Genomic DNA, 16,826 nt, shown 5'->3' with positions numbered 1-16,826 from the left:
GCCTTTAAGTTTATAGATGGTTAATACCCACCCGGGAAAGTCAGCAAATTCAATTAAAAGTTGACGGACCCCTCAGCGACCTGTCTAAAAGGATATGTCTTTTAATCGCGCGACGTCTGAAATGCTGAACGAACTGGCCCAGCTGTCACCTCTCGGATTCACCGTAGGGTTGCACATACGCTTCGCCACGCCGCTGATCTATCACAGCACGTTTCCGCCCGGTTGGGTCCGTCTCTACAATGACAACTCTTACTACCTGCGCGATCCCCTCGTCTTCTGGGGGATTGGCTGCACGGGTGTCACCCGTTGGAGCGAGATTACCTTTCCCGACCCGTTTGATGTCATCAAACAGGCGGCGGCTTTCGGCATGAAATTCGGAGCATCGGCCTCGTGCGGGCCGATCTCTTCGCGCTCCATCGTCGGTATCGGTCGGGGGGACCGGGAATTCACCGACGCCGAGTTGGCGAAGCTTCTGGAAATAGCGTTGCGCCTGCATGAGGAGAACACGCCACCGACTGAGCTGACATCAGCTCAGATCGAGGCCCTGCAATGCATTTCGAACGGGGATCGCCACACTGCTGCCGCTGCCAAACTGGGGATATCGGAGAGTGCGTTGAAAGCGAGGTTGAAGTCGGCTCGGATCCGACTTGAGGCCCGCACCACCTCCGAGGCCGTGCGAAAAGCGCGAGAATACAGATTGCTCTGAGCTCTGTGGCGCTTCCTGCCAGGTTTCAACCCCAAGGAGGCACTACTATGGAAGCTACCACTCTTTCTTACGCCAATCTGCACAACCATGGCGAGTTGTTCGCGAATTTCTTTCGCGCACGACACGAAACTTTCATCGGTCGTAAGCGGTGGGATCTGCCGCAGGTCGACGGGATGGAGTTCGACCAATATGACACGGCGGCAAGCCGTTGGGTCGCCGTTCACGAAAATGGCCGGGTTCTGGCCGGGGTCCGGCTGCTGCCGACCACGCATCAGTGCGGGATCTACAGCTACATGATCCGCGATGCACAACGCGGGCTGCTCGAGTCGATCCCGTCGAACCTGCTCTGGCAGGAGGCGCCGATCGGCGAGCACATCTGGGAATGCTCGCGCATCTTCGTGTCCGAGCACGTGCCCTCGGGGCAGCGCATGCGCGTGCAGTCGCAGCTGATCCACGAGATGGTCATCTCGGCACGCACCTTCGGCGCGACGCAGGTGCTGGGACTGATCCCGGCCCTTGCGCCGCGTCTGGCGCGCCGGGTGGGGCTCGATTGTGAGCCGACGGGACCGGTATTGGACATCGGCGGCGCGCATGTCTGCGTCGAGATCAGTCTCGCCACCAAGATGCACTGATCCTTCATGCGGCCGAACCCAACGCGCCGCAGCCTGTATGACTAACTTGCCCCTGCCAATCGCGGGGGCCTTTTCTTTTTGGTGGACCGTCTGTCACGGATGTTTCGGCGGGTGAGCCTGTTCCGTGCTAGGCTGGGAGTGAGCGCGGCGCCTGTCGGGTTCACTTCCGTGACAAGGAGGAAGCGCAATGACACGACACGAAGGGGGATGCCTATGCGGAGCCGTTCGCTACGCAACGCTTGCCATGCCAAGCCGGGTCACGATTTGCCATTGCCGGTTTTGCCAAAGGGCCACCGGATCAGCCTATATGGTCGAGCCGATCTTCGATGATCGCGATCTTGTCGTGCTTTCGGGCGCGCCCAAGATCTACGATCAGGTCTCCGCGGGCTCCGGCAAGGTTGTCCATGTTCATTTCTGCCCGGATTGCGGCACCAAGCTCTGGCTCAGTTTTGAGCGGTTTCCCGGCGCCGTCGGTATATACGCCGGAACATTTGATGACCCCGGCTGGTTCCCGCTCGCCCCTGAGACCTCAAAGCACATCTTTCTTGGGGTGGCTCGCCCGGACACCGTCGTGCCCGCCGGGGTGCCGACATTCACCGAGCATGCGACGACGAGCGACGGCACACCGCAGCAGGCGACGATCTTCGAAACCTGCCGCCGAATTGGGGATTTGTAAGGCAAGCGCGCGGGATGAGAAACCACGAGGGCCTCACAGCGTCTGGAGACACCTTTGGGGAGGACGAGCTATGGGTCAGGGGCGACAGCTAATTTCCAACGGCAATCCCATGGAAAACATCGTGGGGTTCAGTCGGGCCGTCAGGGTTGGGAACTTCATCGCGGTCGGCGGTACGGCACCGGTTGGGACGGACGGAAAGACCGTCGGCGTCGGCGACGTGTTCTTGCAGACCAGGCAGTGTTTCGAGATCATCAAGGCTGCGCTGGAGCAGGCCGGATCCGGTCTTCAGGACGTAGTGCGCACACGGGTGATCCTGACCGATATCGACAACTGGAAACCGGCCATCGAGGCCCGAAAGCTTTACTGCCTCGACTCGCGACCAGTCGATACGATCATGGCGATCAACCGCTTCGTGAATCCCGAGTGGCTGGTCGAGATCGAGGCGGATGCCGTCGTCCCCGACTGAGGCGTGCAGCGTCCGCGTTTCTTGCGGCAAGGGGGCTTTCGCACCGCCGGCGCGCGGATTACCTATGGGCCATGTCTGACCTGTTCGATACCCAACCGGCGAAAGAGGCTCCGGCCCATCGCCCCCTCGCGGACCGCATCCGTCCGCAGCACCTTTCCGAGGTGATCGGGCAGGAGCATGTGTTGGGCCCCGAGGGACCCTTGGGCGCGATGCTGGCGGCGGGGTCGCTGAGTTCGCTGATCCTCTGGGGGCCGCCGGGCGTGGGCAAGACCACCATCGCGCGGCTGCTGGCCTCGGAAACCGACCGCAGCTTCGTTCAGATCTCGGCGATCTTCTCGGGCGTGCCGGAATTGCGCAAGGTGTTCGAGGCCGCCAAGCTGCGCTTCCAGCAGGGCCGGGGCACGCTGCTTTTCGTCGATGAGATCCACCGCTTCAACAAGGCGCAGCAGGACAGCTTCCTGCCGCATATGGAGGACGGCACGATCCTGCTGGTCGGAGCCACAACCGAGAACCCGAGCTTTGAGCTGAACGCCGCCGTGCTCAGCCGCGCGCAGTTGATCGTGCTGGAGCGTTTGAACCTCGCCAGTCTCGAACGGCTGGCGCAGCGAGCCGAGCAGACCCTGGGCCGGGCGCTGCCGCTCAAGGCCCCGGCGCGCGAGGCGCTAATGGAGATGGCCGATGGCGACGGGCGGGCGCTGCTAAATCTGATCGAGCAGGTGATGGCTTGGAAGGTCTCGGCGCCCCTCGATACGCAGGCGCTCTCGGCGCGGCTGATGCGGCGGGCGGCGAAATACGACAAGTCGGGGGATGAGCATTACAACCTGATCTCGGCCCTGCACAAATCGGTGCGCGGGTCAGACCCGGACGCGGCGCTTTACTGGTTTGCCCGGATGCTCGAAGGCGGCGAGGATCCGCGCTACCTTGCGCGGCGCTTCGTGCGCATGGCGGTCGAGGATATTGGCCTTGCCGATCCGCAGGCCCAGACCCAGGCGCTGCACGCCTGGGAGATCTATGAACGCCTCGGCTCGCCCGAGGGCGAGTTGGCGCTGGCGCAGACGGTGATCTACCTCGCCCTCGCGCCGAAATCGAATGCGGGCTACGTCGCCTACAAGGCCGCGCGCGACGGGGCGCGCAAGACCGGGTCCGAGCCGCCGCCCAAGCATATCCTCAACGCGCCGACCCGGCTGATGGAAGAGCAGGGCTATGGCGCGGGCTATGCCTATGACCACGACGCCGAGGATGGCTTCTCGGGACAGAACTACTTCCCCGACACGATGAAGCGCCCGGTCTATTACAATCCGGTCGAACGCGGCTTCGAACGCGAGCTGAAAAAGCGTGTCGAGTGGTTCGCAAAGCTGCGAGACAAGCGTAACGGTTGACATTTGGCCCCCCCGAGGGTTTCTCGGCGCCAAAGGAGAACTCCATGCTGTCCACCATTCTACAGGTCGCCATCGGCGGCGCCATCGGGGCCTCGGGCCGCTACCTCTCGGGGGTGGCGATCCTGCGGCTGTTCGGGCCGCAGACCATCCCGCTGGGGGTGATCTTCGTGAATATCGTGGGGTCCTTCGTGATGGGGGCGCTGGTTGTGTTCCTCGGGCAGCGGGCGATGACGCATCTCAACCCGCTTCTGGCGACGGGCGTGCTGGGCGGCTTCACGACCTTCTCGTCCTTCTCGCTCGAGGCATGGACGCTGATCGAACGTGGTGATGTGGGTCATGCGGCCTTCTATGTCGCAATCTCGGTGATCGGCGCTCTGTCGGGGCTGATGTTTGGAGTTCATTTCATGCGGTGGGTGTTGGCATGAGCGCTGTGCAACTGATCAAGGTGACCGAGAACGAGGGCGAGCAGCGCCTCGATCGCTGGTTGAAGAAACGCTTCCCGCAGTTGACGCAGGGCGCGGTCGAGAAGATGTGCCGCACGGGCCAGCTGCGCGTCGATGGCGGGCGGGTGAAGGCCAACAGCCGGGTGGAGCCGGGGCAAGAGGTGCGCGTGCCGCCGCTGCCGCCCGCGACCGCGACGCCGAAGGGCGCCGCTGCCGAGCGCGCCAAGGATGGCGGCGTTCGCATCTCGGCCGCCGATGAAGAGATGATCCAGTCCTGCGTGCTGTGGCGTGACGAGCATATCATCGCGTTGAACAAGCCGCCGGGGCTGCCCTCGCAGGGCGGTTCGGGGCAGGGGGATCGGCACGTCGATGGCCTGCTGGATGCGCTGCGCTTTGGCTACAAGGATAAGCCGAAGATGGTGCACCGGCTCGACAAGGACACCTCGGGCGTTCTGTTGATCGCGCGCACCGACCGCATCGCGCGGGCCTTGTCCGAGGCATTCCGCCACAAGACCACGCGCAAGATCTACTGGGCGGCGGTCGCGGGCGTGCCCAACCCCAAGATGGGCACGGTGCGCTTTGCCCTGATGAAGGCGCCGGGCCATGGCCGGGGCGGCGAGGGCGAGAAGATGATCTGCATCCACCCCGCCAAGATCGGCGATTACCCCGATGCCAAGCGCGCCACGACCGATTACGCGGTGCTCGATGCGCTCGGAACGCGGGTCAGCTGGGTCGCGCTGGTGCCGATCACCGGGCGCACGCACCAGCTGCGCGCGCATATGGCGGAACTTGGCCATCCGATCGTGGGCGACGGCAAGTATGGCGGCTCGGGGCAGGAGAACCTGGGCGACGGTTGGGGCGCGCAACTGGGCGGCGAGATCAGCCGCAAGCTGCACCTGCATGCCCGCCAGATCAGCTTCGACCACCCGATCACCAAGAAGCGAGTCACCATCAGCGCGCCCTTGCCCGATCACATGAAGCGCACCTGGAAGACGCTAGGCTGGCATGAAAACGAGGTGCCCGCCGATCCGTTCGAGGATCTCGAATGAAGCTGATCGTCTTCGACGTGGACGGCACGATCTCGGACAGCCAGGCGCATATCTGTCACGCCATGGCGCTCGGGTTCGAAACGGTCGGTTTGCCCGCGCCCTCGCGCGTGGCGACGCTGTCGATCGTTGGGCTTTCGCTGCCGGTGGCCATCGCGCGGCTAGCGCCGGATCAGGATGCAGCCACGCAGGCCGCCATCGTCGAGGGCTACAAGGCCAGCTACTTCACCAGCCGCGCGGCCTCGCCCGCGCCGCTCTATCCGGGGGCGGCGGAGCTGCTGCGCAAGCTCGCGCAGCGCGACGATCTGTTTCTGGGCGTGGCAACGGGCAAATCGCGGCGCGGGCTCGATGCGCTTTTGCGCCATCACGGGCTCGAGGGGATTTTCGTGACGCGGCAGGTCGCGGATGACCACCCGTCGAAACCGAGCCCCGAGATGCTGTTTGCCGCGCTGGCCGATACCGGGATTGACGCGCGCGATGTGGTGATGATCGGCGACACGACCTTTGACATCGAGATGGGTCGCGCGGCGGGCTGCGGCACGATCGGGGTCAGCTGGGGGTATCACCCGGTGGCCGATCTGCTGGCAGCGGGCGCGGACCGGCTTGTGGACACATTCGCGGCGCTTGAGGCCGTGTTGGGCGATTTCGTGGAGATGCATGCATGAGCGGTTGGACGGCAAAGCGGTTCTGGAAGGCGGCAACGGTCACCGAGCAGCCCGGCGGGTTCGGCGTTTCGCTCGACGGGCGGGCGCTCAAGACCCCGGCGAAGGCATTGCTTGAGGTGCCCACCCGTGCCATGGCCGAGGCGATTGCCGCGGAATGGGATGCGCAGGGCGAAAAGATCGACCCGACGACCATGCCGGTGACGCGTTCGGCCAATGCGGCCATCGACAAGGTGCGCCATCAGCACGCCGAAGTGGCCGAACTGATCGCCGCCTATGGCGGCACCGACCTGCTTTGCTACCGCGCCGAGCGGCCCGAGGAACTGGTCGCGCGTCAGGCGGCGGCCTGGGACGCGCTGCTTGATTGGGCCGAGGCCGAACTGGGCGCGCGCCTCGCGGTGACCAAGGGGGTGATCCCCGTTGCGCAGCCCGAGGCCGCGCTGGCCACGCTGGCCGCGCGTGTCGCTGCGCTCGATGAATACGAGATGGCCTCGGTGCACGATCTGGTGGGAATCACCGGCTCGCTCGTTCTGGGATTGGCGGTTGCGACGAGGCGGTTGGATGCGGCCACGGCCTGGGACCTCGCGCGGATCGACGAGACCTGGCAGATCGAGCAATGGGGCGAGGATGAAGAGGCCGCCGAACAGGCCGCGCACAAGCGCGAAGCCCTGCTTGAGGCCGAGCGATTCTGGGCATTGCGTCACGGTTGACGCAGCGGCAGGCGTAAAACTTCTGTCGGCTGTTTAAGCGTTTGCTCGCAAATTGGACAAGAGTCCGATCCAAAACTGCAATCTATCTTGACCTTCTTTGATCAAATGGCCCAAACTCGGCCCACTGGGGATCAACCTCACGAATGTTCCTGCCCGAAGACGGGCGTAAGAACCGCCCCACGAGGGCGGCAACTCAGGAAGAGGTAAAAATGAAAAAATCCGTATTTCTCGGCACGCTGGCTGTGGCCGCGGTCTCTGCGGGTGTGGCTGCTGCCGGCACCCTGGAAGACGTGAAGGCCCGTGGCGAGCTGAACTGCGGCGTGAATACCGGTCTTGTCGGCTTTGCCGCGCCGGACGCGAATGGTAACTGGTCTGGCTTTGACGTGGCCGTCTGCAAGGCCGTGGCTGCTGCCGTTCTGGGCGATCCGTCCAAGGTCAAATACGTGCCGACCACCGGCCAGACCCGCTTCACCGCGCTGGCTTCGGGCGAGGTCGACATGCTCGCGCGCAACTCCACCTGGACCTTCTCGCGCGATACAGACCTCAAGCTCGATTTCATCGGCGTGAACTACTATGACGGTCAGGGCTTCATGGTCCGCAAGGATCTGGGCGTGACCTCGGCGAAAGAGCTTGATGGCGCCTCGGTCTGCATCCAGACTGGCACCACGACCGAACTGAACCTGGCCGACTTCTTCAAGGCCAACAACATGACCTACCAGCCGATCACCATCGACTCGAACGCCGAAGGTGAACAGCAGTACCTGGCTGGCGCTTGCGACGCCTACACGACCGACATCTCGGGCCTCGCCGCCACCCGCGCCTCCTACGCGGATCCGGAAAACCACATCATCCTTCCCGAAGTGATCTCGAAAGAGCCGCTCGGGCCGGCAGTGCGCCATGGCGACAACCAGTGGGGCGACATCGTGAGTTGGACGCTCAACGCGCTGATCGCCGCTGAAGAATACGGCGTAACCTCGGCCAATGTCGATGAACTGGCCAAGGGCACCGACAACCCGGAAATCAACCGTCTGCTCGGCGTGGAAGGCGAGCTTGGCAAGATGACCGGTCTTGACAACGACTGGGCTGTGCGCGCCATTAAGGCCGGCGGGAACTACGGCGAGATATTCGCCGCGACCATCGGTGAAGCGACGCCGATCGCTCTGGCGCGCGGCCTGAACGCGCAATGGACCCAGGGCGGCCTGCTCTACGCTCCGCCGTTCCGCTAAGAAACTCAGGACGGGCGCGCCGGATGTCGGCGCGCCCCTCTCATTGAACAAGATCCTGCGCGCGGAGGCATGACCTCGCAACATGGGCCCAAGCCCGGGACGCGCGGCAGGAACAGGGGATACACGAATGACAAGCGCATCGGATGCGCCGGAGCAAGGCTTCCGGCTCAGTCAGCTCATTTACGATACCCGCTATCGCTCGCTGACCATTCAGGTCGTGACCTTCATCCTGGTGATGGCAGGGGCCGCTTGGCTCGTGGACAACACGATCCAGAACCTCAATCAGCTTGGCAAGGACTTCAACTTCGGCTTTCTGAGTAACCGTGCAGGTTACGATATCGGCCAGCAGTTGATCCCCTACACCAACGATAACACGCACGCCCGCGCCTTGCTGGTGGGCCTGCTCAACACCTTATGGGTCTCAATCCTCGGCTGTGCGGCAGCAACCGTACTGGGCATCTTCGTGGGTGTTCTGCGCCTGTCGCACAACTGGCTGGTTGCGCGACTGATGACCTTCTACGTCGAGATGTTCCGCAACATCCCGGTGCTGCTGTGGATCCTCGTCTGCCTCGCCCTGCTGACCGAGATCACGCCTTCGCCGAATGCCTATAAGATCAACCCGGAAACCGGCGAGTCCGCAGTTTCGATGCTGCTCTTCGACTCGATTGCGCTGACCAACCGCTACACCGCGATCCCGGCGATCGAGTTCAGCAATTCGTTGGGCGCGATCGACACGGCCTTCGCGCCGATTTCGCTGAATTTCCTGCTGATCGCCGTCGTCCTGATCGTCTCGATCTGGGCCAACCGTCGGCTTCAGGCCCATGCCCACAAGGTGCAGGATGACACCGGCGTGCGCCCGGTGACCTGGTGGAAAAGCCTGCTGATCCTGTTCGGCCCGCTTCTTGTCGTGCTGGTGGCCCTGGGCTTCCATCTGGTTTCGCCGACGCTCAAGGGCTTCAACTTCACCGGCGGCGTCAACGTCTCGAACGCCTTCGTGGCACTCTGGCTGGGGCTGACGCTTTATACTGCGGCCTTCATCGCCGAGATCGTCCGCGCGGGCATCATGGCCATCTCGAAAGGCCAGACCGAGGCGTCCTTCGCGCTCGGCCTGCGTCCGAACCGCACGATGAAGCTGGTGATCCTGCCGCAGGCGCTGCGGGTGATCATCCCGCCGCTGATCTCGCAATATCTGAACCTGACCAAGAACTCGTCGCTGGCCATCGCCGTGGGCTACATGGACCTGCGCGGCACGCTGGGGGGCATCACGCTGAACCAGACCGGGCGCGAGCTCGAGGCCATCTTGTTGATGATGCTGATCTACCTGGCGATCTCGCTGACGATCTCGGGGCTGATGAACATCTACAACAAATCCGTCAAGCTGAAGGAGCGGTAAGATGAGCACTTCGCAAACCGCCGCCTTCGTGCGCAAGGATATGCTGCCGCCGAAAGATCCGCCGACCTCGCAGGCCGGTCTGGTCAAATGGCTGCGCGAGAACCTGTTCGCAAGCTGGCTCAACACCGTGCTGACGTTGGCGAGCCTGTTCGTGATCTATCTGCTGGTGACGCATTTCTACCCGTGGTTCCGCCACTCCGTCTGGAATGCGAATTCGATCGCCGAATGCCGCACCGCCATCGCCGCGACCTGGGGGGAGGGTGCGACCGGCGCCTGCTGGGCCATGCTGCGCGAGCGTTGGCACCAGTTCATCTTCGGCTTCTACCCGCCGGAGCTTTACTGGCGCCCGATTGCGGTCTTCCTGGGCCTGCTGCTTGCCGTGGCGCCGGTGCTGTTCACGCAACTGCCGCGGCAAATGCTGCTGTTCAGCCTGACCTATCCGCTGCTGGCGATCTGGCTGCTCTGGGGCGGCTCGGCCTGGCCGGTGATCATGATCGCCGCGGGCTTCGGGATCGGCTACCTCGCGCTGCGCATCCTTGGCGATATCAGCGCGATCCTGGCCGTGGTCGTGGCAATCGTCGCACCCGTCCTGTTCTGGCTGTTTGCCGTGGGGCCGCTGGACGAGGTGTTGACCAAGGTGATCCCTCTGGCGATCGAGCCTGTTGCCTCGGACCGCTTCGGCGGCTTCCTTTTGGCAATCACTATTGGCGCCGGGGGCATCGCGCTGTCGCTGCCGCTCGGGATTATCCTGGCGCTGGGCCGGCAGTCGAACATGTTCCTGATCAAGAGCTTCTCGGTGATGTTCATCGAGTTCATCCGCGGCGTGCCGCTGATCACGCTCTTGTTCGTGGCCTCGCTGCTCTTGAACTACTTCCTGCCGCCGGGAACGAACTTCGACATCATCCTGCGCGTCATGATCCTGGTGACGATGTTCGCTGCGGCCTATATCGCCGAGGTGATCCGCGGTGGTCTCGCGGCACTTCCGCGCGGGCAGTATGAGGCGGCCGACGCCTTGGGGCTGGATTACTGGAAGGCGCAGCGGCTGATCATTCTGCCGCAGGCGCTGAAAATCTCGATCCCGGGGATCGTGTCGACCTTCATCGGCATGTTCAAGGACACCACGCTTGTGACCTTCGTGGGCCTTTTCGACCCGCTCAAGGGCATCCCCGACTTCATCCGTGCCGACTTCAACTGGAAAGGGATCTATTGGGAACCCTTCGTCTTCGTCGGCGCCATTTTCTTCATCCTGAACTTCAGCATGTCGCGCTACGCAATGTATCTTGAGCGCAAGCTGAAGCGTGACCACCGTTAAGGAGCGACCCATGACGGAGCCGCATTTCGAACGTGACATCGACCGCAGCCACATGCAGGTCAGCGACGAGGTCGCAATCCAGATCGAGAACATGAACAAGTGGTATGGCCAGTTCCATGTTCTGCGCGACATCAACCTGACCGTGAACCGGGGCGAGCGGATCGTTATCGCCGGGCCTTCGGGTTCGGGCAAATCGACGATGATCCGCTGCATCAACCGCCTGGAAGAGCACCAGTCGGGCAAGATTATCGTGGACGGGACCGAGTTGACCTCGGACCTCAAGAACATCGACAAGGTGCGCTCGGAAGTGGGGATGGTGTTCCAGCACTTCAACCTCTTCCCGCATCTGACCATCCTTGAGAACTGCACGCTGGCACCGATCTGGGTGCGCAAGATCCCGAAGAAGGAAGCCGAGGAAACGGCGATGTATTTCCTCGAGAAGGTGAAGATTCCCGATCAGGCGCTGAAATATCCCGGCCAGCTTTCGGGCGGCCAGCAGCAGCGTGTGGCAATCGCGCGCTCGCTGTGCATGAAGCCGCGGATCATGCTCTTCGACGAGCCGACCTCGGCGCTTGACCCCGAGATGATCAAGGAAGTGCTCGATACCATGATCGAGCTGGCCGAAGAGGGGATGACGATGCTGTGCGTGACCCACGAGATGGGCTTTGCCCAGGCCGTGGCGAACCGGGTGATCTTCATGGACCAGGGGCAGATCGTCGAGCAGAACAACCCGCACGACTTCTTCAACAACCCGCAGTCGGAACGCACCAAGCTGTTCCTCAGCCAGATCCTGGGACACTGAGGCCAAGGCCGGGGGCGCCGCCCCCGGACCCCCGAGGTATTTGGACCAAGAAGAAGGGGCCCCGCAGGGCCACTTTTGTCATTCGCCGAAGCCGTAGGTTTCGGTCACGTAGTCGATATCCTTGTCGCCCCGTCCCGAGAGGTTGATCAGGATCGATTTGCCGGGATGGGCCTTGGCCTCGCGGATCGCGAAGGCCACCGCGTGGGCGCTTTCGAGGGCGGGGATGATGCCTTCGTGGCGCGAGAGCTTGTAGAAGGCGTCGAGCGCCTCCGTGTCGCTGGCGGCCGTGTAGGTGACGCGACCGGTGCGGTGCAGGTGGGCGTGTTCGGGGCCGACGCCGGGGTAGTCGAGGCCCGAGGCCACGGTATGGACCGGGGCCGGGTTGCCCTCGGCATCCTTCAGCACGATGGTGCGGAAGCCATGGATGTCGCCATCCTCGCCATAGGTGATGGTGGCGGCATGCTCGCCCAGTTTCGACGAGGTGCCGAGCGGTTCGACCCCGTAGAGCGCCACGTCCTTGTCCTCGATGAAGCCCGAGAAGAGGCCCATCGCGTTCGACCCGCCGCCGACGCAGGCCGCGACCATGTCGGGCAGCTCGCCGGTCATTTCCAGGAATTGCTCGCGCGCCTCGACGCCGATCACATGCTGGAAGTCGCGCACCATGCGCGGGAAGGGGTGCGGCCCCACGACCGAGCCGATCGCGAAGAGCGCCGTGTCGGCTTGCGAGACGTAGCTTTGGAAGCAGCTGTCCACCGCCTCCTTGAGCGAGCGCCCGCCGAAGCCCACGGGCACGACGGTTGCGCCCAGAAGCTTCATCCGGGTGACGTTCGGCGCTTCCTTGGCGATGTCGATCTCGCCCATGTGGATCTCGCATTCGAGCCCGAAATAGGCAGCCGCAGTGGCCAGCGCCACGCCGTGCTGGCCCGCGCCGGTCTCGGCCATCAGCTTCTTCTTGCCCATATATTTGGCCAGAAGCCCCTCTGCCATGCAGTGGTTGAGCTTATGCGCGCCGGTGTGGTTCAGATCCTCGCGCTTGGCATAGATCTGGGCGCCGCCGCACAGATCGGACAGGTTCTTGAGGTGGCTGACCGGGGTCGGGCGGCCCTGGAAATGCTTGCGGATATAGCGCAGCTCGGCGATGAAATCGGCTGATTTCGACAGGCGCAGATAGGCGTCCGTGATTTCCTTGAAATGCGGGACGAGCGGCGGCGGCAGGTCCGCGCCGCCATATTCACCGAAGAAACCTTCGGTGTTGGGTGTCGATTTCAGATACCCCATGAAAAATCCTCACTTCTGATAGTCATCGCGTAGGGCGGAAGAATTCCAGCATCGAACCGAAGCCGGGTTTGACCTGTGACCAGTCGTCGATCTGGAAATCGACGATCAGCGTGGCGCAAGTCGGGTATTTGCGGAACTCGGGGTCGAAGACCGGGCGAGAGGGCAGCCGCGCCGCGAATTCGGCGATGCCGGGGTTGTGCCCGATCATCATCACGCAGGGCTGTGTCGCGGTCTTCAAAACCTCGAGCATGGTGTCGGCCGAGGCGTGGTAGAGCGCGTCAAGGTAACGTACTTCGGGGCGCGTCTCGATCACGGCGCCGGCGACGCGATCCCAGGTTTCGCGGGTGCGTTTGGCGGTGGAGCAGAGCACCTCTTCGGGTTCGAGCCCGCGCGAGGCCAGAAAGTCGCCCAGCTCGCGCGCGGCGGCATTGCCCCGCGCGTTCAGGGGGCGGTCGTGATCCTCCATCAGCGGGTCATCCCAGCTGGATTTCGCGTGACGCGTCAGGATCAGGCGGCGGTGGCCGAGCGGTGTCATTTGTGGAAGTGCCTCATATGCCAAGCGGACTGCTCGTCGAGCCTGCCATAGCTTCGCCCTGCGGGGCAAGCGCGCCGAACGGCGCAACCCCGAGAAAGACAGTCTATGCCTTCGGGTTCATTGAGGAAATCGTGGCAGGCGGGCACGTCATAGGGCGCGCCCTCGCGCAGCGCGCCGACCGGGCAGGCCGTAAGGCAGGGGGCAGGGCAGCCCGCGCAGGGGCTTGGGGCGGCGGGCAGGGGGGCACAGGGCAAGGCGTCAAACAGGATGGCGCCGCGCAGGCTGGCCCAAAGACCCATCTGCGGATGCACCAGCAATTGCACGGGCGAGCGGTGAAACCGCCCCGAGCGCAGCGCCCAGTCGATAAAGGGCGGGTAGGGCGGCCCATCCGAGGGAAACACCGCCGTGCCGCCATGGCGCTGCGCCAGCGCGCTGATTACACGGGTGGACCAGCGGTCGATCGGGTCGGGCGCGCCGTCGCGATACTCGGGGCTGGCGGTCAGATGCGCCCAGAAGCCGGGCTCGGCGGGGGCGAGCAGGGCGATATGCCTGCCCGCATCCTCAAGGGTGCCGGCGACGAAAAGCCGCTCGGCATCCAGATCATTCAGGAAATCGGCGCTTATCCGCGACGTGGCTTCACCTTCGGAATGGTGGAGCGGATCATCGAGCCCGCGCCATGTTCAGTAAACAGCTCCAGCAGGCAGGCATTCGCCACCCGGCCATCAAGGATGACCACGGCGCGCACACCCTCCTTGACCGCTTTCAGCGCGGTCTCGACCTTGGGGATCATGCCGCCCGAGATGGTTTCGTCGGCGATCAGGGCCTGCACCTCGTCGGGGGTCATGTTGGTGATGACCTCGCCGTCCTTGTTCTTGACGCCCGCGACATCGGTCAGCAGCAGCAGGCGGTCGGCTTGCAGCGCGCCCGCGATGGCGCCCGCAGCGGTGTCGCCGTTGACGTTGAACGTCTCGTTGTCGTTCACGCCGGTCGCGACCGGGGCGATCACCGGGATCATGCCCGCGCTGTAAAGATCGCGGATCACCTGCACGTTCATCTCGACCGGGCGGCCCACGAAGCCCAGTTCCGGGTCATCGGCCTCGCAGACCATCAGGTCGTCGTCCTTGCCCGATATGCCGACGGCGCGTCCGCCCTGATCGTTGATCGCCTGCACGATGCGCTTGTTCACAAGGCCCGACAGGATCATCTCGACCACCTCGACGGTGGCTTTGTCGGTTACGCGCTTGCCGCGCACCCAGTCCGACTTGATGCCCAGCTTGGCCAACATCTCGTTGATCATCGGGCCGCCGCCATGCACGACGACCGGGTTCATGCCGACCTGCTTCATCAGCACCACGTCGCGGGCGAACTCGGCCATGGCGTCATCGTCGCCCATCGCGTTGCCGCCGAATTTCACGACGACAACGGCGCCCGTGTAGCGTTGCAGGTAGGGAAGCGCCTCGGAGAGGGTCCGGGCGGTGGCGATCCAGTCACGGTCCATGGTCTGCTTTCTCATGTCTTGCCCCCGGGAAAAGTCGGCGCCCAGTGTTACGGGCAAACGCGTCCCATGCCAAGGGCATTGCCATTGCCGCGCAGGGGATTAGGTTTGCTGCAAATGCAGAATGGAGGCCGGAATGGACGACCGCAAGGTGATGCTGCTGACGGGGGCAAGCCGGGGGATCGGCCATGCCACGGTTAAACGATTCGCCCGCGAGGGGTGGCGGATCATCACCTGCTCGCGCCAACCTTTTCCCGAGCAATGCCCCTGGGGCGGTGGCCGCGAAGATCACATCGAGATCGACCTTGCTGACCCCAAGAAGACCATCGAGTCGATCTCCGAGATCCGCGCGCGGCTGGATGGCAAACTGCACGCGCTGGTCAATAACGCGGGCATCTCGCCGAAGGGGCCGGGGGGGAGTCGGCTGAATACGCTCGATACCGATCTGAGCACCTGGGGGCAGGTGTTCCACGTCAACTTCTTCGCCTCGATCGTGCTGGCGCGCGGGCTGAAGGAAGAGCTGTCGGCGGCAAAGGGGGCGGTGGTCAACGTCACCTCGATTGCGGGCAGTCGGGTGCATCCTTTCGCGGGCGCGGCCTATGCGACCTCGAAAGCTGCGCTGAAGGCGCTGACGCGCGAGATGGCGCATGACTTCGGGCCGCTTGGCGTGCGCGTCAACGCCATCGCGCCTGGCGAGATCGAGACATCTATCCTGTCCCCCGGCACCGAGAAGATCGTCGAGAACCTGCCGCTGCGCCGCCTCGGCCAGCCGCGTGAGGTGGCCGATGTGATCTGGTTCCTGTGCTCGGATGCCTCAAGCTATGTCACCGGGACCGAGATCGAGGTGAACGCGGGCCAGCACGTCTAGGCCAGCCGCGCCACCAGATCGGGCAGGGCGCCCAGATCGGGCAGTTCGGCGAAATGCGGGTCGGCGGTTGGCGGCTCGGCATGTTCCAGCGCCCATGTCAGGTCATGGGGGACATGCACGCCATAGCCCCCGGCCTCGATCATTGGGATCACGTCGGATTTCAGCGAATTGCCCACCATCATGCCCTCGGCGGGTCCGGTGCCATGGCGGGCGAAGACGGTGCGATAGACCTCGGGCTTCTTGTCCGAGACGATCTCGACTGCGTTGAACAACTCCCCCAGCCCCGATTGCGCCAGCTTGCGCTCCTGGTCCAGCAGGTCGCCCTTGGTGACCAGCACGATTCGGTAGTGCCCCGCTAAGGCCTCGATCGCCTCGCGGGCATGGGGTAGCAACTCAATTGGATGGGCCAGCATCTCGCGCCCGGCGGCCATGATCTCGGCAATGACCGAGGCGGGCACGCGCCCCTCGCTGACCTCGATGGCGGTCTCGATCATCGACAGGGTGAAGCCCTTCACGCCAAAGCCGTAATGGCCGATATTGCGTCGCTCGGCCGCCAGCAGCCGTTCGGCCAGATGCTCGCGCGGGGCGTGGGCGGCCAGCAGGTCGTGAAACCGCTCCTGCGTGAGGTGAAAGAACCGCTCGTTGTGCCAGAGCGTATCGTCGGCATCGAAGCCAATCGTGGTCAGGGTCATGGGCGCCTCCCGGGCGGCGAGAGTGGCCCGATGCGGGGGCAAAAGGCAATTCCCTTTCCGCAAAAGGCTTTTCATATGGGAAGATGCGCCTATATTCGCCGGACAGACGGATCCGATTCCTGCGAGAGAGCGACTTGCGCGAGCCCATTCACATGATGGCCGACCGAAAGGACGATGCCGAAGGCGAAGCCGGCGTCGCGCTCAAGACGCGTCCCAAGACGCAGCGCCCGCCCATGTACAAGGTTCTGCTGCTCAACGACGATTACACGCCGATGGAATTCGTCGTGCATATCCTTGAGCGGTTCTTCGGCATGACCCATGCGCAGGCGTTCGAGATCATGCTGACCGTGCACAAGAAGGGGCTTGCCGTGGTGGGCGTCTTCTCGTTCGAAGTGGCCGAGACCAAGGTGGCCCAGGTGATGGATTTCGCCCGCCGCCACCAACACCCGCTGCAATGCACGATGGAAAAGGAATGACGCATCGCGCCTATGCGCAGATGCCAGCC

The 16,826-nt window shown here is 63.7% G+C and carries 20 protein-coding genes; 15 read left to right on the top strand and 5 right to left on the bottom strand.

The window, feature by feature from the left end:
* Window positions 1-121: 121 nt before the first annotated feature.
* From LZA78_RS13460 to LZA78_RS13400, 13 genes are all read left to right on the top strand, one after another.
* Window positions 122-706: a helix-turn-helix transcriptional regulator gene (locus LZA78_RS13460; RefSeq protein WP_233677448.1), complete on the top strand. Its 585-nt coding sequence runs from the start codon at window positions 122-124 to the stop codon at window positions 704-706.
* 47 nt (window positions 707-753) lie between these two features.
* A complete protein-coding gene (locus LZA78_RS13455; protein WP_233677447.1) occupies window positions 754-1,338 on the top strand; it encodes an acyl-homoserine-lactone synthase in 585 nt (194 codons plus the stop codon).
* A gap of 187 nt (window positions 1,339-1,525) precedes the next feature.
* The gene (locus LZA78_RS13450; RefSeq protein ID WP_306798984.1) at window positions 1,526-2,014 is read left to right on the top strand and encodes a GFA family protein; all 489 of its coding nucleotides are present in this window, start codon (window positions 1,526-1,528) and stop codon (window positions 2,012-2,014) included.
* A 109-nt stretch (window positions 2,015-2,123) separates the two neighbouring features.
* On the top strand, window positions 2,124-2,480 hold the full coding sequence (locus tag LZA78_RS13445) for a Rid family hydrolase (protein ID WP_233677445.1): 357 nt from the start codon (window positions 2,124-2,126) through the stop codon (window positions 2,478-2,480).
* 71 nt (window positions 2,481-2,551) lie between these two features.
* Window positions 2,552-3,859: a replication-associated recombination protein A gene (locus LZA78_RS13440; protein ID WP_233677444.1), complete on the top strand. Its 1,308-nt coding sequence runs from the start codon at window positions 2,552-2,554 to the stop codon at window positions 3,857-3,859.
* A 44-nt stretch (window positions 3,860-3,903) separates the two neighbouring features.
* Complete coding sequence (gene crcB / locus LZA78_RS13435) at window positions 3,904-4,284, top strand: fluoride efflux transporter CrcB (protein WP_233677443.1); 381 nt, start codon at window positions 3,904-3,906, stop codon at window positions 4,282-4,284.
* Window positions 4,281-5,351 (top strand): RluA family pseudouridine synthase, encoded by a 1,071-nt coding sequence (locus tag LZA78_RS13430; protein ID WP_233677442.1) that lies wholly within the window; start codon window positions 4,281-4,283, stop codon window positions 5,349-5,351. Before crcB ends, LZA78_RS13430 begins: the two co-directional genes overlap by 4 nt.
* Entirely contained in the window at window positions 5,348-6,013 is a 666-nt protein-coding gene (locus tag LZA78_RS13425; protein ID WP_233677441.1) for an HAD-IA family hydrolase, read from the top strand. The genes LZA78_RS13430 and LZA78_RS13425 overlap by 4 nt, the downstream gene beginning before the upstream one ends.
* Window positions 6,010-6,720 (top strand): ATP12 family chaperone protein, encoded by a 711-nt coding sequence (locus LZA78_RS13420; protein WP_233677440.1) that lies wholly within the window; start codon window positions 6,010-6,012, stop codon window positions 6,718-6,720. The genes LZA78_RS13425 and LZA78_RS13420 overlap by 4 nt, the downstream gene beginning before the upstream one ends.
* Before the next feature lie 209 nt (window positions 6,721-6,929).
* Window positions 6,930-7,946: an amino acid ABC transporter substrate-binding protein gene (locus tag LZA78_RS13415; RefSeq protein ID WP_233677439.1), complete on the top strand. Its 1,017-nt coding sequence runs from the start codon at window positions 6,930-6,932 to the stop codon at window positions 7,944-7,946.
* Between the two features lie 127 nt (window positions 7,947-8,073).
* Window positions 8,074-9,339, top strand: coding sequence for an amino acid ABC transporter permease (locus LZA78_RS13410; RefSeq protein ID WP_233677438.1), 1,266 nt, complete (start codon window positions 8,074-8,076; stop codon window positions 9,337-9,339).
* 1 nt (window position 9,340) lies between these two features.
* Window positions 9,341-10,651: an amino acid ABC transporter permease gene (locus LZA78_RS13405; RefSeq protein WP_233677437.1), complete on the top strand. Its 1,311-nt coding sequence runs from the start codon at window positions 9,341-9,343 to the stop codon at window positions 10,649-10,651.
* A gap of 10 nt (window positions 10,652-10,661) precedes the next feature.
* Window positions 10,662-11,453, top strand: a complete 792-nt coding sequence (locus tag LZA78_RS13400) for an amino acid ABC transporter ATP-binding protein (RefSeq protein WP_306798983.1) — start codon at window positions 10,662-10,664, stop codon at window positions 11,451-11,453.
* Between the two features lie 78 nt (window positions 11,454-11,531).
* Here the strand turns inward: LZA78_RS13400 and trpB are convergent, their stop codons facing one another.
* The 4 genes from trpB to argB form a co-directional block, all read right to left on the bottom strand.
* Window positions 11,532-12,731 (bottom strand): tryptophan synthase subunit beta, encoded by a 1,200-nt coding sequence (trpB, locus tag LZA78_RS13395; RefSeq protein WP_233677436.1) that lies wholly within the window; start codon window positions 12,729-12,731, stop codon window positions 11,532-11,534.
* Window positions 12,732-12,753: 22 nt separating this feature from the next.
* Window positions 12,754-13,266: a SixA phosphatase family protein gene (locus LZA78_RS13390; protein ID WP_233677435.1), complete on the bottom strand. Its 513-nt coding sequence runs from the start codon at window positions 13,264-13,266 to the stop codon at window positions 12,754-12,756.
* Complete coding sequence (locus LZA78_RS13385; protein ID WP_233677434.1) at window positions 13,263-13,667, bottom strand: hypothetical protein; 405 nt, start codon at window positions 13,665-13,667, stop codon at window positions 13,263-13,265. Before LZA78_RS13385 ends, LZA78_RS13390 begins: the two co-directional genes overlap by 4 nt.
* 218 nt (window positions 13,668-13,885) lie before the next feature.
* Window positions 13,886-14,764 carry an acetylglutamate kinase gene (gene argB / locus LZA78_RS13380; RefSeq protein ID WP_233677488.1) on the bottom strand — a complete coding sequence of 293 codons (879 nt, stop codon included), beginning with the start codon at window positions 14,762-14,764 and terminating at the stop codon, window positions 13,886-13,888.
* A gap of 133 nt (window positions 14,765-14,897) precedes the next feature.
* On the opposite strand from argB, the gene LZA78_RS13375 reads away from it, so the two are divergent.
* Entirely contained in the window at window positions 14,898-15,629 is a 732-nt protein-coding gene (locus tag LZA78_RS13375; RefSeq protein WP_233677433.1) for an SDR family NAD(P)-dependent oxidoreductase, read from the top strand.
* On the opposite strand, the gene LZA78_RS13370 is transcribed toward LZA78_RS13375, so the two are convergent.
* Entirely contained in the window at window positions 15,626-16,321 is a 696-nt protein-coding gene (locus LZA78_RS13370) for an HAD family hydrolase (RefSeq protein WP_233677432.1), read from the bottom strand. The two genes, LZA78_RS13375 and LZA78_RS13370, sit on opposite strands and share 4 nt — an antisense overlap.
* 152 nt (window positions 16,322-16,473) lie before the next feature.
* Between LZA78_RS13370 and clpS the strand changes: the two genes are divergently transcribed.
* Complete coding sequence (gene clpS, locus LZA78_RS13365) at window positions 16,474-16,797, top strand: ATP-dependent Clp protease adapter ClpS (protein ID WP_233677431.1); 324 nt, start codon at window positions 16,474-16,476, stop codon at window positions 16,795-16,797.
* Window positions 16,798-16,826 lie beyond the last annotated feature (29 nt).

The organism is Rhodobacter flavimaris (assembly GCF_021378075.1).
GTDB classification, from domain to species: Bacteria; Pseudomonadota; Alphaproteobacteria; order Rhodobacterales; family Rhodobacteraceae; genus Rhodobacter; species Rhodobacter flavimaris.
This window is presented reverse-complemented; position numbering and strand designations above follow the sequence as displayed.